16 protein-coding genes and 6 tRNA genes are annotated in these 19,531 nt (G+C 74.2%); 13 read left to right on the top strand and 9 right to left on the bottom strand.

What is annotated here, in order from left to right:
* The first annotated feature begins 179 nt into the window (after nucleotides 1-179).
* From cobT to ACZ4YY_RS24990, 3 genes are all read left to right on the top strand, one after another.
* Complete coding sequence (cobT, locus tag ACZ4YY_RS24980) at nucleotides 180-4,496, top strand: nicotinate-nucleotide--dimethylbenzimidazole phosphoribosyltransferase (protein WP_468294219.1); 4,317 nt, start codon at nucleotides 180-182, stop codon at nucleotides 4,494-4,496.
* A gap of 141 nt (nucleotides 4,497-4,637) precedes the next feature.
* On the top strand, nucleotides 4,638-5,870 hold the full coding sequence (gene cobA / locus ACZ4YY_RS24985) for a uroporphyrinogen-III C-methyltransferase (RefSeq protein ID WP_468294222.1): 1,233 nt from the start codon (nucleotides 4,638-4,640) through the stop codon (nucleotides 5,868-5,870).
* A gap of 65 nt (nucleotides 5,871-5,935) precedes the next feature.
* A complete protein-coding gene (locus tag ACZ4YY_RS24990; RefSeq protein ID WP_468294225.1) occupies nucleotides 5,936-6,754 on the top strand; it encodes a TrmH family RNA methyltransferase in 819 nt (272 codons plus the stop codon).
* Nucleotides 6,755-7,157: 403 nt separating this feature from the next.
* On the opposite strand, the gene ACZ4YY_RS24995 is transcribed toward ACZ4YY_RS24990, so the two are convergent.
* A complete protein-coding gene (locus ACZ4YY_RS24995) occupies nucleotides 7,158-8,552 on the bottom strand; it encodes a serine/threonine-protein kinase (protein WP_468294337.1) in 1,395 nt (464 codons plus the stop codon).
* A gap of 602 nt (nucleotides 8,553-9,154) precedes the next feature.
* Here ACZ4YY_RS24995 and ACZ4YY_RS25000 point away from each other — a divergent pair.
* From ACZ4YY_RS25000 to ACZ4YY_RS25010, 3 genes are all read left to right on the top strand, one after another.
* The gene (locus ACZ4YY_RS25000; protein WP_468294228.1) at nucleotides 9,155-9,349 is read left to right on the top strand and encodes a hypothetical protein; all 195 of its coding nucleotides are present in this window, start codon (nucleotides 9,155-9,157) and stop codon (nucleotides 9,347-9,349) included.
* A 253-nt stretch (nucleotides 9,350-9,602) separates the two neighbouring features.
* Nucleotides 9,603-10,538: a phosphotransferase gene (locus ACZ4YY_RS25005; protein WP_468294231.1), complete on the top strand. Its 936-nt coding sequence runs from the start codon at nucleotides 9,603-9,605 to the stop codon at nucleotides 10,536-10,538.
* An 81-nt stretch (nucleotides 10,539-10,619) separates the two neighbouring features.
* Nucleotides 10,620-10,904 carry a TFIIB-type zinc ribbon-containing protein gene (locus ACZ4YY_RS25010; protein WP_468294234.1) on the top strand — a complete coding sequence of 95 codons (285 nt, stop codon included), beginning with the start codon at nucleotides 10,620-10,622 and terminating at the stop codon, nucleotides 10,902-10,904.
* Between the two features lie 52 nt (nucleotides 10,905-10,956).
* Here ACZ4YY_RS25010 and ACZ4YY_RS25015 read toward each other — a convergent pair.
* The 5 genes from ACZ4YY_RS25015 to ACZ4YY_RS25035 all read right to left on the bottom strand — a co-directional run bounded on the left by ACZ4YY_RS25015 (nucleotide 10,957) and on the right by ACZ4YY_RS25035 (nucleotide 11,406).
* A tRNA-Val gene (locus tag ACZ4YY_RS25015) sits at nucleotides 10,957-11,028 on the bottom strand.
* A gap of 30 nt (nucleotides 11,029-11,058) precedes the next feature.
* Nucleotides 11,059-11,130, bottom strand: a tRNA-Val gene (locus ACZ4YY_RS25020).
* Nucleotides 11,131-11,148: 18 nt separating this feature from the next.
* Nucleotides 11,149-11,220, bottom strand: a tRNA-Val gene (locus ACZ4YY_RS25025).
* A 1-nt stretch (nucleotide 11,221) separates the two neighbouring features.
* Nucleotides 11,222-11,295, bottom strand: a tRNA-Cys gene (locus tag ACZ4YY_RS25030).
* Between the two features lie 38 nt (nucleotides 11,296-11,333).
* Nucleotides 11,334-11,406, bottom strand: a tRNA-Gly gene (locus ACZ4YY_RS25035).
* Nucleotides 11,407-11,583: 177 nt separating this feature from the next.
* On the opposite strand from ACZ4YY_RS25035, the gene ACZ4YY_RS25040 reads away from it, so the two are divergent.
* From ACZ4YY_RS25040 to ACZ4YY_RS25050, 3 genes are all read left to right on the top strand, one after another.
* Nucleotides 11,584-12,627 (top strand): chorismate-binding protein, encoded by a 1,044-nt coding sequence (locus ACZ4YY_RS25040; protein ID WP_468294237.1) that lies wholly within the window; start codon nucleotides 11,584-11,586, stop codon nucleotides 12,625-12,627.
* Nucleotides 12,624-13,445: an aminotransferase class IV gene (locus ACZ4YY_RS25045; protein WP_468294240.1), complete on the top strand. Its 822-nt coding sequence runs from the start codon at nucleotides 12,624-12,626 to the stop codon at nucleotides 13,443-13,445. The genes ACZ4YY_RS25040 and ACZ4YY_RS25045 overlap by 4 nt, the downstream gene beginning before the upstream one ends.
* A gap of 62 nt (nucleotides 13,446-13,507) precedes the next feature.
* Nucleotides 13,508-14,332 carry a GNAT family N-acetyltransferase gene (locus ACZ4YY_RS25050; RefSeq protein WP_468294243.1) on the top strand — a complete coding sequence of 275 codons (825 nt, stop codon included), beginning with the start codon at nucleotides 13,508-13,510 and terminating at the stop codon, nucleotides 14,330-14,332.
* Between the two features lie 116 nt (nucleotides 14,333-14,448).
* Here ACZ4YY_RS25050 and ACZ4YY_RS25055 read toward each other — a convergent pair whose 3' ends face one another.
* The gene (locus ACZ4YY_RS25055) at nucleotides 14,449-14,985 is read right to left on the bottom strand and encodes a DsbA family protein (protein WP_468294246.1); all 537 of its coding nucleotides are present in this window, start codon (nucleotides 14,983-14,985) and stop codon (nucleotides 14,449-14,451) included.
* Between the two features lie 494 nt (nucleotides 14,986-15,479).
* On the opposite strand from ACZ4YY_RS25055, the gene ACZ4YY_RS25060 reads away from it, so the two are divergent.
* On the top strand, nucleotides 15,480-15,920 hold the full coding sequence (locus tag ACZ4YY_RS25060) for a hypothetical protein (protein WP_468294248.1): 441 nt from the start codon (nucleotides 15,480-15,482) through the stop codon (nucleotides 15,918-15,920).
* A 226-nt stretch (nucleotides 15,921-16,146) separates the two neighbouring features.
* Entirely contained in the window at nucleotides 16,147-16,335 is a 189-nt protein-coding gene (locus ACZ4YY_RS25065; RefSeq protein WP_468294343.1) for a hypothetical protein, read from the top strand.
* 248 nt (nucleotides 16,336-16,583) lie between these two features.
* Here ACZ4YY_RS25065 and ACZ4YY_RS25070 read toward each other — a convergent pair whose 3' ends face one another.
* Both ACZ4YY_RS25070 and ACZ4YY_RS25075 read right to left on the bottom strand, forming a co-directional pair.
* A complete protein-coding gene (locus tag ACZ4YY_RS25070) occupies nucleotides 16,584-17,144 on the bottom strand; it encodes a CGNR zinc finger domain-containing protein (protein WP_468294251.1) in 561 nt (186 codons plus the stop codon).
* A 308-nt stretch (nucleotides 17,145-17,452) separates the two neighbouring features.
* Entirely contained in the window at nucleotides 17,453-17,866 is a 414-nt protein-coding gene (locus ACZ4YY_RS25075; RefSeq protein WP_004002642.1) for an SsgA family sporulation/cell division regulator, read from the bottom strand.
* A gap of 191 nt (nucleotides 17,867-18,057) precedes the next feature.
* Between ACZ4YY_RS25075 and ACZ4YY_RS25080 the strand changes: the two genes are divergently transcribed.
* Both ACZ4YY_RS25080 and ACZ4YY_RS25085 read left to right on the top strand, forming a co-directional pair.
* Nucleotides 18,058-18,516: a TIGR02611 family protein gene (locus tag ACZ4YY_RS25080; protein ID WP_468294254.1), complete on the top strand. Its 459-nt coding sequence runs from the start codon at nucleotides 18,058-18,060 to the stop codon at nucleotides 18,514-18,516.
* 78 nt (nucleotides 18,517-18,594) lie between these two features.
* Nucleotides 18,595-18,666: transfer RNA gene (locus ACZ4YY_RS25085), tRNA-Val, on the top strand.
* The last annotated feature ends 865 nt before the right edge of the window (nucleotides 18,667-19,531 follow it).

A 19,531-nucleotide genomic window follows, 5' to 3' on the forward strand; every position in this document is an offset into this window, starting at 1 on the left:
GATCATGCTGTCGCGACAGGGCAACGGCCGGGACAATGCCACTGAATGGCTTTGTCGTCTTTTCGGGCGGGTCGTTCGTGCCGCTGGGCCCGGACGCTCGTTCTTCACTACGGGGCGGTCGGTGCGCCGTTCCGGGTGAGCTGGTCGTAGGAGCACTAACCGATGGGCGAGGGGTACGCATGACTGACACCGGCCAGGTCCCGGGCGAGGGGCTGCCGGAGAACGCAGGCATGGTGGAGCAGCCGGGCGCCCCCGCGCCCGGCGCGTACACCTACCTCTCCGAGACCACCGCCGAGGACGAAGACCTGCTGCTGCTGCCGGGCGCCCAGAGCGCCTGGGGCAACGAGGTGGCGCCCCCGGCGCCGGAGCCGGTGGTCGAGGCCGTGCACGAGCCGGGCCCGCACGAGACGTCCGGCCGCGACAGCGGCTCGGTCGACCTCAGCGCCGTCCGCCTGCCCGACCCGACCCCCTCGTCGGCGCCGCGCCGCCCCCTGCACCTGGGCCCGCCCATCCCGAACACCTCCGCCAGCCCGGTCCGCTCCCTGGCCGACCGCGGCCCGGCGGGCGCACCCGTACGTCACCCCGGCCCGGCCGCGTCCGGTCCCGAGTACCTCGACGTCCCCCACCTGCGCGAGATGCCGCCGCAGGGAGCCGCTCCCTGGGGCGCCCAGGCCGCGGCGGCCGTCCAGGCGCCGGTCGCTCCCGCGGCGCACCCTGCGGAAACGGTTGCTCCGGTGGCGACGGCACCGGCTGCCGCACCGGCTGCTGCCGTGGCTCCCGGGGTTCCTGTGACGCCGCAGCCGGCCGGCGCCCCCGACCCGCAGCAGTCCGAGCCGGAGGGCGCCGCCCAGGCGGTCGTGACCCGCGTCGCCACCGAGGCGGTCGCGGCCTCGGCTGCCCCGCAGGAGGAAGACCAGGAGCAGGCGGAACCGCCTCAGGCCGTGGCGGAGGTGTCGCAGACCGCCGAGAGCGCGGCGGCCGGGGAGGGCGCCGAGGCCGCAGGGGCTCCCCGGCCGGTGTCCGAAGCCCCCGTCGCACCGGTCGCGGAAGCGCCCGCGGTCCCCTCCGGCGGCGAAGGGGCGGAGCCGCCCGCGGGCGGGCCCGAGATCGCGGCGGACGCCGCGCCCGAGGCGGCCGAGACCGCCCCCGAAGCCGCTGCCGCGCCCGCCCCCGAGCCCGTCGAAACCGCCGCGCCCGCCGCCGATGCGGCCCCCGAGGTTGCGGAGCTTCCGGAGGCTTTCGCGGCAGAGGCCCCGACACCGGAGGCCGTGGCCTGCGAGGCCCCCGGGGTCGTCGCGCCCGAGACCCCCGTGGCCGAGCCCCCGACCGCCGAGGTGCTCACAGCCGAGGCCTCCGCCGCCGGGACTCCCGCTGCCGAGCCGGTCCAGGCTGTCGAAGCGGTCGAGGTCCTGGAAACGGTGGGAGCCCCCGAAGCGGCCGAAGCCCCCGCGCTCGCCGTCGACGCTCCCGCGCCGGTGGAGCCGCAGGCACCGGCCGCCCCGGAGACGGTCCTGCCGGCCGAAGCCGCGCCCGAGGCCGTGCACGTGGAAGGGGCCGCGCCCGAGGCCGTGCACGTGGAAGGGGCCGCCCCGGAGACGGTCCTCCCGGCCGAAGCCGCGCCCGGGGCCGTGCTCGCGGAAGAGGCCGCCCCGGAGACGGTCCTGCCGGCCGAAGCCGCGCCCCAGGCCGTGCACGTGGAAGGGGCCGCGCCCGAGGCCGTGCACGCGGAAGAGGCTGCCCCGGAGACGGTGTCGCCGGCTGAGGCCGCGCCGGACGCCGTGCACGCCGAAGAGGCCCCGTCCGAGGCTGTCCACGCGGAGCAGGCCGCGCCCGAGATCGCCGACGGGGAACCGGCCGCTCCCGGAGCTGTCGACTCGACGCCGGCCGCGCCGCAGGCCGTCGACGCGGAGCCGGCGGCTCCCGAGGCGGACCGGGCGCCGGAGGTGAACGTGCCCGAGACGCCGGTCGAGGCCGGCGCACCCGGGCCCGTGCCGAGCCCGGCCCCCGCCGAAGCCACCACCCCCGCGCCCGAGGCACCCGCCGAGGCCCCTGCCGCCGTCGCCCCTGAGGCGCCCGTGGCCCCGCAGGCTCCCGCAGAGGTTGCTCACGCGGAGCCGGTCGCGCCGCAGCCGACAGCCGAGGAACCGCCGGCCCAGGTGCAGCCCGAGCCCCAGATGCAGGTCCAGGGCCTGGCCCAGCCCGAGCCCCAGGCCCAGGCCCAGCATCCCGTCGAGCCCGCCGCCGACGGTCGGGTGCCCGCACACCCCGAGCAGCAGCCGGCGTCGGAGGCCGTCCAGATGGCGGTTCCCGCATCCCGGATCCCGGACGCTCCGCTCGCTCCGGTCACGCCCGAGGCACAAGCCCCGTCGGCACCCGCGGCCGAGGTGTCCGCCGCGCCGCCCGCGGACGCGCCCCCCGCCGGCCCCGGCCGGCCCGTGGGCCGGCCGGGGCCGGTCGAGGGCACCGTGCCGACCACCCCGCACCCCGCCCCGACCTCACCGCACCGGCTCGTGCCGGCCGCGGACGAGCCGCAGGCCGAGGGGGCCGTGTCGGAGCAGCGTCCCCGGACGGCGACCGCGCCCGAGGCCCCCGCAGCCACCGTCCCCGCCCCCCGACAGGCCGACCCGGCGTCGGCCGCGCAGGCCGCCCCGCAGGCCGAGGAGCCCGACCCGAACGTCGCACAGGACCCGGAGGACCTGGACACCCGGGCCGCCGACCAGGAAGAGGGCACGGCCGAGGTGGAAGAGGTACGAGAGCCCTCCGGCCCCGCCGCACCCGCGTACGACGACGCCGAGCGCGAAGCCGTCCTGAAGGTGATGCGCGAGCGCCGGGACATCCGCAACGGCTTCCGCAGCGACCCGATCCCGCACGAGGTGCTGCTGCGCGTCCTGGAGGCCGCCCACACCGCGCCCTCCGTCGGCCACTCCCAGCCCTGGGACTTCGTCGTCATCCGCTCGGCGGAGACCCGCCGCGCGATGCACGAGCTGGCGATGCGTCAGCGCGACGCCTACGCCCGGTCCCTGCCCAAGGGCCGCGCGAAGCAGTTCAAGGAACTGAAGATCGAGGCCATCCTTGAGACGCCGGTGAACATCGTCGTCACCGCCGACCCGACCCGCGGCGGCCGTCACACCCTCGGCCGGCACACCCAGCCGCAGATGGCCCCCTACTCCTCCGCGCTCGCCGTCGAGAACCTGTGGCTCGCCGCCCGCGCCGAGGGGCTCGGCGTCGGCTGGGTCAGCTTCTTCGACGAGCGTGAGATGGTCCGCGCCCTCGACCTGCCCGAGCACCTCGAGGTGGTCGCCTACCTCTGCGTCGGATACGTCGACGAGTTCCCGGACGAGCCCGAGCTGATGCAGGCCGGCTGGGCCAAGCGCCGCCCGCTGTCCTGGGTCGTCCACGAGGAGACGTACGGCCGCCGCGCCCTGCCCGGTGAGGACCCGCACGACCTGCTCGCCGAGACCGTCGCCGGGATCCGCCCGCTGGACGCCAAGGCGCTCGGCGAGGCCTGGGAGCGGCAGAAGCGCATGACCAAGCCGGCCGGCGCGCTCGGCATGCTGGAGATCATCTCCGCACAGCTGTCCGGGCTGTCGCGGCAGTGCCCGCCGCCCATCCCGGAGCCCGCGGCCGTCGCGATCTTCGCCGGCGACCACGGCGTCCACGCGCAGGGCGTCACCCCCTGGCCGCAGGAGGTCACCGCCCAGATGGTGGCCAACTTCCTCGGCGGGGGAGCGGTCTGCAACGCCTTCGCCACCCAGGTGGGCGCCGAGGTGTGCGTCGTCGACGTGGGCGTCGCCGCCGACCTGCCCGCCACCCCCGGACTGCTGCCCCGCAAGCTGCGCGCCGGCACGTCCGACATGACCACCGGTCCCGCGATGACCCGCGAGGAGGCCAAGCAGGCCATCGAGGTGGGCATCGAGACGGCCCGCGACCTGGTGGCGGCCGGCAACAAGGCGCTGCTCACGGGTGAGATGGGCATCGCCAACACCACGGCGTCCGCCGCCCTCATCTCCGTCTTCACCGGTGCCGACCCCGCCGAGGTCACCGGCCGGGGCACCGGCATCAACGACGAGACCCTCGCCCGCAAGACCGAGGTCGTCCGCCGCGCCCTGGAACTGCACCAGCCGGACCCCGCCGACCCCGTCGGCGTCCTGGCCGCGATCGGCGGTTTCGAGCACGCGGCGATGGTCGGTCTCCTGCTGGGCGGCGCCTCCCTGCGCACGCCGGTGATCCTGGACGGCGTCAGCGCCGGCGCCGCCGCCCTGGTGGCCCGCGCCATCGCTCCCGAGGTCCTCGCGGCCTGCATCGCCGGCCACCGCAGCGCCGAGCCCGGTCACGTGGCCGCCCTCAACAAGCTGGGCCTGCGCCCCCTGGTCGACCTCGACCTCCGTCTCGGCGAGGGCACCGGAGCCCTGCTGGCCCTGCCCCTGGTGCAGAGCACCGCGAGAGCCATGCACGAGGTCGCCACGTTCGACTCGGCGGGTGTCACCGAGAAGTAGCGCCGCCCGGGCCGGCGGGCACGCACCCCTGCGTGCCCCCCGGCCCCGCCGTACGCTGAACGCACCTCTTAGAATCCGCACGTCAGGGCCGCTCCAGAGCCGCAGCGCCCACCCCTCTGCCTGTTCGAGGAGCCGCACCTCATGGCCGCACACCCCGCCTACCCCGTAGGTCTCCGCCTCACCGGCCGCAGGGTCGTCGTCCTCGGTGGGGGCCAGGTCGCCCAGCGCCGCCTACCGGCGCTGATCGCGGCGGGAGCGGACATCCACCTCGTGTCGCCCGAAGCCACCCCCTCCGTCGAGGCGATGGCCGACGCCGGCGAGATCACCTGGCACCGGCGCCCCTACATCGACGGCGACCTCGCGCAGGCCTGGTACGCCCTGATCGCCACCAGCGACGCCGACGCGAACGCCCGCGCCTCCGCCGAGGCCGAGGCGCACCGGGTGTGGTGCGTCCGCTCCGACGACGCCGACGCCGCCACCGCCTGGACCCCGGCCACCGGCACCAGCGAGGGCGTCACGGTCGCCGTTCTCACCACCGACGCCCGAGGCCGCGACCCCCGCCACACCGCCGCCATCCGCGACGCGGTCGTCGAGGGGCTGCGCGACGGAACCCTGGTGGCGCCCCATCACCGCACCCGCACCCCCGGCGTCGCCCTCGTCGGCGGCGGCCCCGGCGACCCGGACCTCATCACCGTCCGCGGCCGGCGCCTCCTCGCCGAGGCCGACGTCGTCATCGCCGACCGCCTGGGCCCGCGCGACCTCCTCGCCGAACTCCCGCCGCACGTCGAGGTCATCGACGCCGCGAAGATCCCCTACGGCCGGTACATGGCGCAGGAGGCCATCAACAACGCGCTGATCGAGCACGCCAAACAGGGCAGGTCCGTCGTCCGTCTCAAGGGCGGCGACCCGTACGTCTTCGGCCGCGGCATGGAGGAGCTCCAGGCGCTCGCCAAGGCGGGCATCCCCTGCACGGTCGTCCCGGGCATCTCCAGCTCGATCTCCGTTCCCGGCGCGGCGGGCATCCCGGTCACCCACCGCGGGGTCGCCCACGAGTTCACCGTCGTCAGCGGGCACGTCGCCCCCGACGACGAGCGCTCCCTGGTCGACTGGCCGTCGCTGGCGAAGCTCACCGGGACGCTCGTGATCCTCATGGGCGTCGACAAGATCGGGAAGATCGCCGAGACCCTCGTCGCCCACGGCAAGCCCGCCGACACCCCCGTCGCCCTCGTCCAGGAGGGCACGACCGCGGCGCAGCGCCGCGTCGACGCGACCCTCGCCACGGTCGCCGAGACGGTCCGCGCCGAGGACGTGCGGCCCCCGGCGGTGATCGTCATCGGCGAGGTCGTCGCCGTCGGCCCTCCGACGTCGGCGTAACCCGGGGTAACAGAACCCGTACCGAGCCGTTGGCACCGCACCCAGGACAAGGCAGTATCACCCCTGTGGCCGATCTCATCAGCGTTGAGGACCCCGCCGACCCGCGCCTGCGCGACTACACCGGCCTGACCGACGTGGAGCTGCGCCGCAAGCGCGAACCTGCCGAAGGCCTGTTCATCGCCGAGGGCGAGAAGGTCATCAGACGCGCCAAGGAAGCCGGCTACGAGATGCGGTCGATGCTGCTCTCCGCCAAGTGGGTCGACGTCATGCGCGACGTCATCGACGAACTCCCGGCCCCGGTCTACGCCGTCAGCCCGGAACTCGCCGAACGCGTCACCGGCTACCACGTGCACCGCGGTGCCCTCGCCTCGATGCAGCGCAAGCCGCTGCCGACGGCCGCCGAACTCCTGCGCACCGCCCGCCGGGTCGTGATCATGGAGTCGGTGAACGACCACACCAACATCGGCGCGATCTTCCGCTCGGCCGCCGCCCTCGGCATGGACGCCGTCCTGCTCTCCCCGGACTGCGCCGACCCCCTCTACCGCCGCAGCGTGAAGGTCTCCATGGGCGCGGTCTTCTCCGTGCCGTACGCCCGCCTGGACACCTGGCCCAAGGGCCTGGACTCGGTGCGCGAGGCGGGCTTCACACTGCTCGCCCTGACCCCCGACGACAAGGCCCGCGCCCTGGACGAGGCGGCCCCCCACCGGATGGACCGGGTCGCCCTCATGCTCGGTGCCGAGGGTGACGGCCTGTCCACCCAGGCCCTGGTCGCCGCCGACGAGTGGGTCCGCATCCCCATGTCCCACGGCGTCGACTCCCTCAACGTGGGCGCGGCGGCAGCGGTCGCCTTCTACGCGGTGGCGACGGGCCGTCCGCGGTCCTAGGGGGTGATCACCCGGCTGATCGGCGGCTGGCCCCCGAGGGCGGGGAACAGCCCCGTGCGAGGGCACCCCGCGTCGACGCCCTCCTCGGCCTCGCGGCCGCCGCACCGGACATCGCCGACCGGCCCCGCGCAGCACCGTCGCCGCTCTGCGACCTGATCCCGGCGACAGGCCCGAGGGTCCGCCGGGCGGCCCTCCGGAGTACGGCGGGGACGCGCCGGGAGGACCCGGCCGCCGACCGCCAGAGGGTGTTTCGATAGTCCTGTGCGGTGCCCGCGGTGTCGGGTGCGTGCTCTCGGCATGCCGGACGAAAAGCGCTCGTACTGGGTGTACCCGTGCTTTCGGCCGGTGCGGCGAGAGGGCGTGCCGGGCGCCGTGGGTGCTGTGCGGGACTGTCGGAACACCCCTAGCCGCCCACCGGCCCGCCGGCCTCCAGCCGTACGTGCTCCTGCGCGCGCTGCTGGTGCTGTACGACCCCGTCCTCGCGCCCCAGCCCCTGGGCCGGGCCCTGGCACCCCTGGACCACGGCGATGCCGAGCGCCACGAGCAGCGTGACGACGACGAAGACGAACAGCCGCTGCCGCAGCAGCCGCGGATTGGCGGGCCGTCGCCCGGTCCCGGTGTTCCGCGGCGCCGGACGACGCCCGCCGCGCGGCGCCGGACGGCCCCCGCCGCCCGGGCGGGCGCCCCGGCCCGAGGGCGTGTTGCGGCCGGCGGGCGTGTTGCGGCCCGCCGGAGTGGGCCGGCCCCCGGTCCGCGACGACGGGGCACCGCTGGGGCGGCCGCCGCTCCCGCCCCGGGAGGGAACCCCGCCCCGCGGGGGAACGGACCCGCGCGAGGACGGCACCCCACCGCGCGGCGGGGTGCCCGGCTGCCGCAGGGTGCGCTCCCCGTACCCGGGGTCGGCCAGCCGCCCGGTCGGCCGGTCCGCCTCACCGGCCCGTGGTACGGGCGGCCGCAGGTCGGCGAGACCCTGGGCCTCGCGGGCCGCGATCTCCTTCAGCCGCAGCGACAGGTCGAGGGTGCTGGGCCGCTCTTCGGGGTCCTTGGCGAGGCACGCCCGGACCAGCGGTGCCAGCGCGTCCGGCACACCGTGCAGCTGCGGCTCCTCGTGCACCACGCGGTACAGCATCACCTCGGAACTGCCGTGCCCGAAGGGGGAGTCGGCGGTCGAGGCGTAGGCGAGGGTGGCGCCGAGCGAGAACACGTCGGTGGCGGGGGTGACCATCGCCCCGCGCACCTGCTCCGGCGCCAGGAAGCCGGGGGAGCCGACGGCCGTACCGACATGCGTCAGCGTCGAGGCGCCCGTCGCCCACGCGATCCCGAAGTCGATGATCCGCGGCCCCTTGGGCGAGAGCAGGATGTTCGACGGCTTCAGGTCCCGGTGCACCACCCCGGCCTCGTGGACCGCGACGAGCCCTTCCGACAGCGCCGCCCCGATCGCCGCGAGCTCGGCCGCCCCGAGGGGCCCCTCGTCGACGACCTTGTCGTGCAGGGAGGGCCCCGGAACGTACTGCGTCGCGAACCACGGCCGGTCGGCGTCCAGGTCCGCCGCGACCAGCCGGGCGGTGCAGCCGCCCCTGATCCGCCGCGCGGCCGACACCTCACGCGCGAACCGCGACCGGAACTCCTGGTCCTCCGCCAGGTCCGGCCGGATCACCTTCAGCGCGACCCGCTGCCCCTTCTTGTCGGAGCCCAGGTAGACGACACCCATCCCGCCCGCGCCGAGCCGTCGGTGAAGCTTGAACGAGCCGACGACGCGCGGGTCCTCGCGCCTCAGGCGCATCATCGCCATGTTCATCCCCGCTGCCCGGTCCGTGTGACGTGGCACAGCTTACGTTTCCACGGCCGTTCGCGCGCAGAGGCCGCGCCCTCTCGCCCCGATCGATTGTCAGGGCCGGACGACGGAGATGAGGGGTGGTCAGGGAGCCTGCGCCCAAGCGCGCTTTGCCACCTCTGTGACCTCAACCACCTTTTATGACAGGTGGATTGGAGGGACGGGGCGCGAGGCGGCGGCGGCCGCCCTCGCCGCCGTGGACACGGCACGGACGTACGGCGCGGCGGCCGCGGCGGAGCTCCGCCGGGTGACGCGGCAGGCCCACCGAGGGGCACCGGAAGTGAGCGAAGTCACGAGCTCGTGCGAGGACCGCCCGGGTAAACCGGGCACGATCGGGCGGCCCCCTCCGGGATGACCCCGAGAGCGGGGGCGCCGTCTCCACCCAGGGGAGTACGCCGCAGGTCACGGATCATCCTCCGGGAGGCCCGCCAATCGGTACGAGGGCATGACGACCGGGGAGGGCCGGGAGCCTAGATTTGAGGTCAAGCGGCGGGTGCAGCACTCGTCCCCCGAGGTCAGACATCCGCCGCTGCCAACCACAACCGAGCACGGTCAGGAGAGGGACCATGGCCTTCACGGCACCGCGGACACCGATCCGCATCCAGGGACGCACGCGGCGCCCCCGCCGTACCGGCCGTCGCCACCCGCTGGTGGCGACCCTCATGGCCCTTCCCCTGGCGGCCCTGCTCCTCGTCGTCTTCGACGGCTGGGAGACGGTGGCCACACAGGCGTCGTCCGTGGGCGTGATGCTGGGGCGCTGAGCGGCGACCCCAGGCCCGGAAGAGCGGTCCGGGCGGGGACATCCACCCATATGAAACCCCGTGGGGACGGGGGTGCGGCGGACGGCACAGATGCCGGCGCAGCTGGGGAGCTGCGCCGGCATTGCTCTGCCCCGAGAAGGCCGACGGCGGGGCGCGCGGCGGCTGGTCGCGCAGTTCCGCGCCGGGCCGGCCGGCGCTCGTCGGTTGCGGCCGTACCCTCGCACTCAGCGCGCCGCACACCCCAGGGAGCCCCATGTCCCCCGTCCCCCTCCTCGCCGAGCTCACCCGCCGGGCCACGGACCGGGCCCACGCGCTCCCGTCGCCCTGCCCCTGCGGCGCCGCCACGCTCGCCGACCGTCCTGACGCCACCGTCGTCCGTCACGCCGGCACCGTCGCCAAGGCCCACGCCCCCGGCACCGCCCCCGCCGACCTGACCCCCCGCCTCTCCGCCGCGGCCCACCTCCCCGACGTGCTCCTCGCCCCCCTCTCCCCGATCCCGGCGCCGCTCCACGGCCGGCTCGTCACGTTCTGGCCGTACGGCGCGCCCGTGGACCCCGACGACCCGGACGCCGCCCCGTGGGAGGCGGCGGGCGCCCTCCTCGCCCGTCTTCATTGCGCACAGGTCCCGGCGCCGCTGCCGCCGATGCGGGGACCCGCCAAGGCCGCCCATGCCGTGGCCCGGCTCCGGGGGGCCGGTCCGCGCCCCGCCGTCGACGCCGTCCTGCGGGCCTGGGCCACGCTGCCCGCCTGGGCCCGCGCCGAAGCCCCCATGCCCGACACCGGCACCCTGTGCCACGGCGACCTCCACCTCGGTCAGCTCGTCCGCCACCCCGCCCCCGACGGCCCCTGGCGGCTCATCGACGTCGACGACCTCGGTGTCGGCGTACCGGCCTGGGACCTCGCCCGACCCGCCGCCTGGTACGCCTGCGGCCTGCTCCCGCCCGACGAGTGGACCCGTTTCCTCGCCGCCTACCGCGCGGCGTCCGGTCCGGCCGTCCCCGCCGACGGCGACCCCTGGCCCGCCCTCGACGTCCCCGCCCGCGCCCTCACCGTCCAGACGGCCGCCCGCGCCCTGACGAAGGCGCACGCCCGGGGCCGGCCGCTGGACGAGGTCGAACGGTGCCTCGTGGACGCCTGTACCCGAATGGCCTCCGTACCCGCGCAGTTGGTACCAAGCTCCGCCAAGTAGTGTGCAACCGACCGCGGCCGGACAGAGTCTGTCCTGGCGATACGCGAAGCAGGACCGACCGGCGAGGAGTTGAGCCGAATCATGCAGTGTCCGAAGTGTCACGCTCCGATGCACACCTACAACCGCAACGGCGTCCAGATCGAGCAGTGCAGCAACTGCCGGGGGATCTTCCTCGACTACGGCGAGCTGGAGGCGCTGACCCGCCTGGAGTCCCAGTGGTCCCAGCCGGCCCCGCCCCCGCCCGCCCCGCAGGCCTACCCCGCCCCGCCCGCTCCGGCCTGGGGCGCCCCGCACGGCGGCCACGGCGGTCACTACGGTCACGGCAAGCGCCACAAGAGCTTCGGCCACATGCTCTTCTCCAGCTGACCCGTACACGGAGAAGCCCCCGACCGCAGAGGCGGCCGGGGGCTCCGGTGCGTGGACGATACTGGGATTGAACCAGTGACCTCTTCCGTGTCAGGGAAGCGCTCTCCCGCTGAGCTAATCGTCCGTGGGGCTGTGACCGAGGAGTCACAGGTCGTGCGCGATACTGGGATTGAACCAGTGACCTCTTCCGTGTCAGGGAAGCGCTCTCCCGCTGAGCTAATCGCGCGGGGATCCGAAGATCCAGTGGACGATACTGGGATTGAACCAGTGACCTCTTCCGTGTCAGGGAAGCGCTCTCCCGCTGAGCTAATCGTCCTTGGAGGTGGAGACGGGATTTGAACCCGTGTAGACGGCTTTGCAGGCCGTTGCCTCGCCTCTCGGCCACTCCACCAGGAGTGTAGGGGATCCGGAAGAACCCTACTTCCTGCGAGCGGACGACGAGGCTCGAACTCGCGACCTCAACCTTGGCAAGGTTGCGCTCTACCAACTGAGCTACGTCCGCATGTCGTTTCGGTCGGCTTGCGCGTCCCGGCGACGTGTTGAACTCTAGCGGATTCCTGGGCCAGTACAAAAACGCGTTTGTGCAGCGTGCTGCGCTGCGTCCCGTCGAAGACCTGCTCAGGCCCCCGCCGGGACATCCCCGGGCCACGCCCGGGACACCCACCCTAGACTCGACACCGTGCTCGACCTCCCTCCCCTCGCCCGCTTCGGTGACCGTGTCGCCACCGGCCTTCTCGACGTCACCGACGACCCCGCCGCCCTGGACTCCACCGGTTTCTGGGCGGTGACCGCCGACTTCGAGGGCCGCCTGGTCTGCGCACGCTTCGCCGACGTACGGCTGCGGCCCGTGGCCGCGCCCGTGCCGGGGGAGTGGCGCGGGCCGGCGGCCGGCGAGTGGACCTCGTCCCTGGACCGCGCCGCCTACACGGCCGGGGTGCGCCGCATCCGGGAGCACATCGCGGCCGGCGAGGTCTACCAGGCCAACCTCTGCCGCGTGCTGTCCGCACCCGTCGAGCCCGACGCCGACGTGGACGCGCTGACGGCTCTGCTGGCCCGCGGCAACCCGGCACCCTACGCGGGAACGATTCGCCTGCCGGGGCACGGGGTGGAGGTGGCCACCGCGTCCCCCGAACTGTTCCTGCGCCGGGACGGACGGACCGTCGAGTCCGGCCCGATCAAGGGCACCGGCCGCACCGAGGCCGACCTGCTCGAGAAGGACTACGCCGAGAACGTGATGATCGTGGACCTGGTCCGCAACGACCTGGGGCGGGTCTGCACGACGGGCAGCGTGAGCGTCCCCGATCTGTGCGCCGTCGAGAAGCACCCGGGGCTGGTGCACCTCGTGTCGACCGTGCGCGGTGAACTGCGCGAGGGCGCCGGGTGGCCGGACCTCCTCGACGCCGCCTTCCCGCCCGGCTCGGTCACCGGAGCGCCCAAGTCCAGCGCGCTGCGGATCATCGACGCGCTCGAGACCGCGCCCCGCGGCCCGTACTGCGGCGGCGTCGGCTGGGTGGACGCCGACCGGGGCGTCGGCGAGCTGGCCGTCGGCATCCGGACCTTCTGGATCGACCGCGCGGACCGCGTGCTGCGCTTCGGCACCGGAGCCGGCATCACCTGGGGCTCGGACCCCGAGGCGGAGTGGCGGGAGACCGAACTGAAGGCGTCCCGGCTGCTCGCGGTAGCGTCGGGGGCGTACGAGGTGGATGGAGGGACCCTGAAGTGAAGATCTGGCTCGACGGCGGTCTGCGGGACATGGACTCCGCCCGTGTCTCCGTCTTCGACCACGGGCTGACCGTGGGCGACGGCATCTTCGAGACCGTGAAGGCGGTGGAGGGCCGCACGTTCGCGCTGACCCGCCATCTCGACCGGCTGACCCGCTCCGCGCGCGGCCTCGGCCTGCCCGACCCCGACCTCGACGAGGTGCGCCGCGCGTGCGACGCCGTCCTCGAGGCCAACCCGATGCCGCTCGGCCGTCTGCGCATCACCTACACCGGCGGCCACGGCCCGCTCGGCTCCGACCGCGGCGAGCACGGCCCGACCCTGGTCGTCGCCCTCGGCGAGACCAGCCGCCGCCCCGACTCCACCGCCGTCGTCACGGTCCCCTGGACTCGCAACGAACGCGGCGCGCTCACCGGCCTGAAGACCACCTCGTACGCCGAGAACGTCGTCGCCCTGGCCCGCGCGCACCGGCACGGGGCGTCCGAGGCGCTGTTCGGCAACACGGTCGGGCAGCTCTGCGAGGGAACCGGGTCGAACGTCTTCGTCGTCCTGGACGGCGAGATCCACACCCCGCCGCTCGCCTCCGGCTGCCTCGCCGGCATCACGCGCGCCCTCGCGGTCGAGTGGACGGGCGCCAAGGAGACCGACCTGCCCCTCGACGTGCTCGAGAGCGCCGACGAGGTCTTCCTCACTTCCACCCTGCGGGACGTGCAGGCCGTGCACCGCGTCGACGACCGTGAACTTCCCGGCACGGTCGGGCCGGTGACCGCCAAGGCCATGCGGATCTTCGACGAGCGGGCCGGCGACGACCTCGATCCGTGACGCTCGGCCCCGGGCCCGGACAGGGGCTGACCCAGACCGCCGCAGCGGGTAGAACACCGTTGATGACCACGACCCTGCGGCCGACCGAGCCGCTCCAGCGGGACACCGACGGGGCGCTGTCCCGTCACTTCCAGGTGTGCGTGAACGGCCGCCCCGTCGGAGTGGTGCGGCTCTCGACGCACCCCGTCTTCGGACCCGGCGTCGCCCGGATCGACGACCTGCGCATCGAGGAGCCCGGCCGGGGGCGCGGCCGCGGCACGGTGGCCGCGCTCGCCGCCGAGGAGGTGGTCCGCGGCTGGGGCTGCCGGCGGATCGAGATCCGGATCCCCGCCGACGCCGGGCCCGCGCTGCGGCTGGCGGCGGCCCTCGGGTACGTGCCCCGCAACCACGGCATGGAGAAACCCCTCGGCGACACTCCGCCCGCACTGCCCGCCGGCAGCCGCGCCAGGGCCATGACCCTGGCCGAGTACGGGACGTGGCTCGATCGGGGCATCGCCGGCTACGCACAGGACTGGATCGACCGCGGGGTTCCCGCGGAACAGGCGTGGGCCAAGTCGCGGAAGGACCACGAGGTGCTGTCGCCGAACGGGCCGGCGACTGAGAACATGCTGTTCAGCGTTCTGGAGCAGCACGGCACCCGAGTGGGCACCCTGTGGACGGCGTTCACCGACGACAGGGCGTTCGTGTTCGACGTCGAGACGGACGAGGCCTTCCGCGGGCAGGGCCACGGCCGCTCCCTGATGCTGCTGGCCGAGGCGCAGGCGATCGCCGCCGGCAAACGCCTCATCGGCCTCAACGTCTTCGACGGCAACACCCCGGCCGAGCGGCTCTACGCGTCCCTGGGGTATGTGCCGGTGGCGCACACCCTGTACAAGTACTTGCTCTGAGCGGTACGTGGTGGCTCCGAGCGGTACCCGACGGCTTCGAGCGGGAATGGCTCCGAGCGGGATCTGCCTCGTCCGTGGTCGGCGTCGGCCCTGCACCGGGCCGGCCGCGGTCGGTGTCAGTTCTGCTCGGCCAGCAGCCGGTCGGCGATCTCCTCGATCCGGGCGCGCAGCCCCTCCTGGCTCTTGCCGCCGTCGAGCCGCTCGCCGCCGATGACATAGGTCGGGGTGCCGGTGACGCCGATCGCCTTGCCCTCGGCCTGGTCGGCGTCCACGATCAGGATGTGCCGGCCGTCGACGAGCGCGGTGTCGAACTCCTCCGCGTCCAGTCCCAGTTCGCCGGCGACCTCGACCAGGAAGGGTTCTCCCTGACGGTCGAGCTCCTCGACCCGCCCCAGCACCGCCTCCACGTACCGCCAGCCCTGCCCCTGCTCCAGGGCTTCCTCGGCTGCCTGGGCGGCGGCGAAGGCATGCTTGTGCTTCTCCAACGGGAAGTGCCGCAGCCGCAGCTCCAGTCGGTCGCCGTAGCGCTCGCGCAGGGCCCGCAGGTCGTCGAGGGCGCCGCGGCAGTCCGGGCACTGCAGTTCGCACCAGACGTCGAGGACGACGGAGGCAGGGATGGGGGAGGTGGAGGGGACCGGGGAGGAGTCGCTCATGTCCCCAGTCTTCCAGCCCACGCCCCACCGCCCCAATCCGGACCGGGCGCCGCGCCCCTTCGGACCACCGCAGCGCGCCGGCGTTCAGAACGGGTCCGCCCGTGGCGCCCGCCGCCCTGTGCCTGGCCGCGTGTGCCGTGCGTCGCCTTGCCCTGGGCTGCGTGTGCCGTGCGTCGCCCTGGCCGCGTGCTGCGTGTAGCGCCGTCGCCTTGTCCCTGGCCGCCCACTGGGCCCGACGCCTTGATCCGGAATGCCCGCCGCCCCGATCCGGGCCGCTCGTCGTGCTCGGCTACGGACGACCTCGACTGCGGGTCCGGGGGATGTGGCGGCCGGCACCTGTGAACGAGCTGACCCGGAGATGTCCCTGATGTCCGGGCCGGAACGTGGCCCGGGAGCGGGGCGGAGGTGCACGATGGAAGGGACGAGGCGCCGCCGTGCCGGGGTGCCGCGCCGATCCGACCTTGTGCCCGAGTGTGCCGCGTCTGGAGGACCGGATGATTGCCGAGACCGTCTGTTCCGCCGTCGCCGCGGCCGGCCTGGGTGTGGCAGCCGTCACGGCTTGGCGCAAGCGTTTCCTGGCCGCCACCCGCATCGCGGCCTATGCCCTGGTCCCGCTCGGCCTGGTGATGACCGGCGTCGTCGAATGGGTCGCCGACACGGCCTTCAGTCCCACGGCGTGGGCCGGTTTCGTCGTGCTCGGCCTGGCCTGGGCGCTCTTCGCCACCACGCGCGTGGTGGAGCGCCGCCGCGGCGGCACCCGCAGGGAGCGCAGGGCCGCGGCCCGCGCCGCGCAGGCCTCCGCGGGCCCCACCGCCTCGGCGCCCGCCCTCGGCCAGAGCTCCCGCCCGGCCGCCCGCCCCTCCGGCGCTCCCGGCGCCGCCCCCTCCGAGGACTTCAGCGACATCGAGGCCATCCTGAAGAAGCACGGCATATGAGATGGCGCCGTACCGGCACCGGTGCGGCGGCACCGCGCTGACCGGACTGCCCCGCACCCGCGCCGGAGCGGCATCTCCCGTGCGCGCCGCAGGGCGAACCGCCCGCACGAGACGGTCGTCGCGGGGAAACGACACAGTCGGGCTGCACACGCGCGGAAATGATCACGGCCGGAAGCCGACCCCGCGGAATTCGGCGTACACCCGCTCAAACCGGGGTGTGCATCGCGTGACCCCCGTAACCTGCGTCATCATCGCCCGCGAGATGCTGGACACGACACAGAGCGACGCCGCGCCGAAGCAGGACGAGCCGCGCGGGTGCCTTTTCGCCCTTTCCCAGCCACCGCTGATGATCTTCCTTGCGGTGATCGGGTGTCTGCTGCTCACGGCCGCGCTGCACGACCTGCTGCTGCTCTGAGCTCTACCCGCGGTTTCCCGGCGCCACCCGCCGGGGCCGCGTCGGCACACCCCCGACCGGGGCGGGCCCTCGCACTGTGCACACCTGGGCCGTGCGGCCCGGTATCGCACCTCGCCGCGCTGCCGTACAGCCCGGGTCCAGCTCGGCCGCGTTGCCGTACAGCCCTGTAGCTCCGCTACCAGAGCTCTCCAGCGCCTTGCGATGCACGGCACAGGACCACGCGGCCGCGCTCATCCTGCAAGGACCCCTCAGCCCGCGGCCTCCTTGCGACGCGCCCGGTAGGCGGCCACGTGCAGACGGTTGCCGCAGGTACGGCTGTCGCAGTAGCGGCGGGACCGGTTGCGGGAGAGGTCGACGAAGGCGCGTCGGCAGTCCGGGGCCTCGCAGCGCCGCAGACGCTCCTGCTCACCGGCGACCACGAAGAAGGCCAGCGCCATCCCGCAGTCCGCCGCCAGATGGTCCGCGACGGAGGCACCGGGCGCGAAGTAGTGCACATGCCAGTCGTAGCCGTCGTGGTCGGTGAGCCGGGGTGTGGTGCCGGCGGCGGCGATCAGCTCGTTGATCAGTCCGGCGGCGGCGCGGGGGTCCGGCGCCGCGAAGATCCGCGCGAACCGCCCGCGGACCTTGCGCACCGCGGACAGGTCGAACTCCGAGAGCACACCGACGTCGCTGATTTCGTGCTTCTGTACGAAATCCGCGAGAGCGGCGACGTCGGGCAGTGCGTCCGGGGTGGTGTCGTCCTCCGGTGCGGTGTTCACCAGATCCACCACGGCATCGAGCGCGCACCGGGTGTCGTGGGTGATCAGCACGTTTCGCTCCCTGGCCTGGGGGGTCGGGCGGACGCCCGCCGATGCTGGCCGATGGTAGTCGTACCGGGCCGTCAAGCCACGGGGCGGTTTGTCGCAGCCGCCCCGCAATCGCGGGGCCCGCTCGTGTCACGGCGCCGAAGAGCCCCGCCGGGGGCGTGCCGGGGGAGGGCGTCGGCGTGCTCCGGAAGCACGTCGGCGCCGCACCACGATGGTCCGTGGCACGGCGCCGACGCTTGCCCTATGCGGTTGTCCTGGCCCGAGCCGTCTCCCCGAGTGGACGGCGCCGGGCTGTTCAGTGGGAGCCCCTCCTAGCTTTCCGCCAGGATGTGCGAGAGCTCCTGATCGAGGTCGAAGTGTCGGTGCTCGGTGCCCGGGGGCACCGCCGCGTCCGTCCGCTTCAGGAAGGATTCCAGGGCCCGCGCCGGGGCCTCGAGCAGAGCCTCCCCCTCGGGGGAGCTCAGGGCGATGCAGACGACGCCCTGACCATGGCTGCGCGACGGCCAGACGCGGACGTCGCCGGTGCCGGTGGGCCGGTGCAGGCCCTCCGCGAGGAGGTCGCGGGCGAACACCCACTCGACGGTCTCCTCGGCTCCGGTGTGGAAGGTGGCGTGCACGGCGTAGGGGTCGGCCGTGTCGTACCGCAGGCCTGCGGGGACAGGCAGGGAGGACTCGCTCGACACAACGAGGCGCAGGTGCAGCTCGCAGCTGACCGTGGTGTTCATAAGCGCCAGGGCCTTTCGCTCAGTGTGCGCTCGGGGATTCGCACGTCGGCGAAATCGACATGCCACCTACGGTGCCGTTGTAAACCCCTCTGCGTGTTTTGCGTGCGTTTACGTAACTCTTCCGGCGGAGGGAGTGTTCGCCAGGTACCACCATTACGGTGACCGGAATCTCTCGGGTAGGGTTTGGCCGTATGAATACGGGGAGTGACGAGCCGGGCGAGGTAGCCATGGCGCGGGACGACGCGAGGACGGGCGAGGCGGCGGAGCAGCGGGAACAGGGTCTCGGATCCCGGGCTCCGGAGTTCGTCAAGGCTCGCCGCATACTGCACTTGAGCTGGCAGGTAGGGATCTTCATCGTCGGCCTCGCGGTGGTCGTGGCCGGCATCATCATGCTGCCGCTGCCGGGACCCGGCTGGGTCGTGATCTTCGGCGGCATGGCGATCTGGGCGACCGAGTTCGTCTGGGCCCAACTGGTGCTGCGCTGGACCAAGCGCAAGGTCACCGAGGCGGCCCAGCGGGCGCTGGACCCCAAGGTGCGGCGCCGCAACATCATCCTGACGTCGATCGGCCTCGTGATCATCGGCGTCATCGTGGGCATCTACCTGTGGAAGTTCGGCATCGTGATGCCGTGGAAGATCAAGGACCAGTGAGCGGCGGCAGCGGCGTGGGAGCAGGCCGACGATGGTCACAGGTACCCCCTGACATGGGGTAATGTTCTTCCTGCGTCCGGGCGATTAGCTCAGTGGGAGAGCGCTTCGTTCACACCGAAGAGGTCACTGGTTCGAACCCAGTATCGCCCACCCGGAACGGCGGCCCGTCTGCGATCATGCAGACGGGCCGCCGTCGAGCGTGTGGGGGGCGGTGGGCGCGCGAGCGGGCGTGCAGCACGTACACGCGTCCGTGCGCCCCTACCCCCCGGCCTGACGCATCCGAGCGCGCCTTGCCGGTGTGCGCGGTCGCCGGACCTCACCGAGGGGGAACCCACCCCGCCGCGACCGGCCCGGCCGGCCCGCTCCGACAGGCGAGCCGGCCTTGCTGATGTGCGGCGCGCTCGCCGATCCTGGTGGAGGCAGCGCCCCCGCCGCGACCGGCCCGGCCCGACTCGCCCCTGTCGGCCGGGTGTGCCTCGCTGACGTGCGTCGCAGTCGGCCCGAGCCCGGCTGCGTCCGGCCCCCCGCTCAGCCGGCCCGGACCCAGCCGGTCGCCCCCTGCTCCAGCCCCATTCCCACGCCCCGCGCCTTCCCGCAGCCTGGTGCGCAGAGGCGCGGCTCACCGGCTCCCGTGTGCCGTTCGCCCTCGTCGGAGGCGGTCTGAGGCCGCGAGGGCGGTTCACAGGGCCGCCGGAGGGGCGCGTGTCTCCGCACGCATGGCGGGCGCTTGTGCGGGCGGGCCCGGGACCGCGCGTAGGCGGCCCGGGCCCGGCCCGTCCGGTCAGCCCCCGCCTCCAGTCGCGCGCGCCCACCCCATGCCACACTCCCTGGCCCCACCATGGGGCCGGGGCCGACGGAGCCGCAGCCGCCTCCTGGGCTTCGTGAGCACGCGCGGACGCGCCCCGGGCCGAGCCCACGCCGTGGCGACCACTTCCTCGGCGCCCCGCTTCCGGAACGCCGGCTGCCACTCCGCCGGCCCCAGCCGAATCCGAGCCCCCCGCTTCCCCTCGCCCAC

The sequence above is a fragment of the Streptomyces sp. NPDC030143 genome (genome assembly GCF_055573695.1).

Excerpts from the sequence above, each read along its gene's own strand:
- ACZ4YY_RS25010 (WP_468294234.1), top strand. The coding sequence starts at position 10,620 with ATGCAGTGTCCGAAGTGTCACGCTCCGATGCACACCTACAACCGCAAC.
- cobA (WP_468294222.1), top strand. The coding sequence starts at position 4,638 with ATGGCCGCACACCCCGCCTACCCCGTAGGTCTCCGCCTCACCGGCCGC.
- ACZ4YY_RS25055 (WP_468294246.1), bottom strand. The coding sequence starts at position 14,985 with ATGAGCGACTCCTCCCCGGTCCCCTCCACCTCCCCCATCCCTGCCTCC.
- ACZ4YY_RS25080 (WP_468294254.1), top strand. The coding sequence starts at position 18,058 with ATGAATACGGGGAGTGACGAGCCGGGCGAGGTAGCCATGGCGCGGGAC.
- cobT (WP_468294219.1), top strand. The coding sequence starts at position 180 with ATGACTGACACCGGCCAGGTCCCGGGCGAGGGGCTGCCGGAGAACGCA.
- ACZ4YY_RS25000 (WP_468294228.1), top strand. The coding sequence starts at position 9,155 with ATGGCCTTCACGGCACCGCGGACACCGATCCGCATCCAGGGACGCACG.
- ACZ4YY_RS24995 (WP_468294337.1), bottom strand. The coding sequence starts at position 8,552 with ATGAACATGGCGATGATGCGCCTGAGGCGCGAGGACCCGCGCGTCGTC.
- ACZ4YY_RS25060 (WP_468294248.1), top strand. The coding sequence starts at position 15,480 with ATGATTGCCGAGACCGTCTGTTCCGCCGTCGCCGCGGCCGGCCTGGGT.
- ACZ4YY_RS25075 (WP_004002642.1), bottom strand. The coding sequence starts at position 17,866 with ATGAACACCACGGTCAGCTGCGAGCTGCACCTGCGCCTCGTTGTGTCG.
- ACZ4YY_RS25005 (WP_468294231.1), top strand. The coding sequence starts at position 9,603 with ATGTCCCCCGTCCCCCTCCTCGCCGAGCTCACCCGCCGGGCCACGGAC.
- ACZ4YY_RS25050 (WP_468294243.1), top strand. The coding sequence starts at position 13,508 with ATGACCACGACCCTGCGGCCGACCGAGCCGCTCCAGCGGGACACCGAC.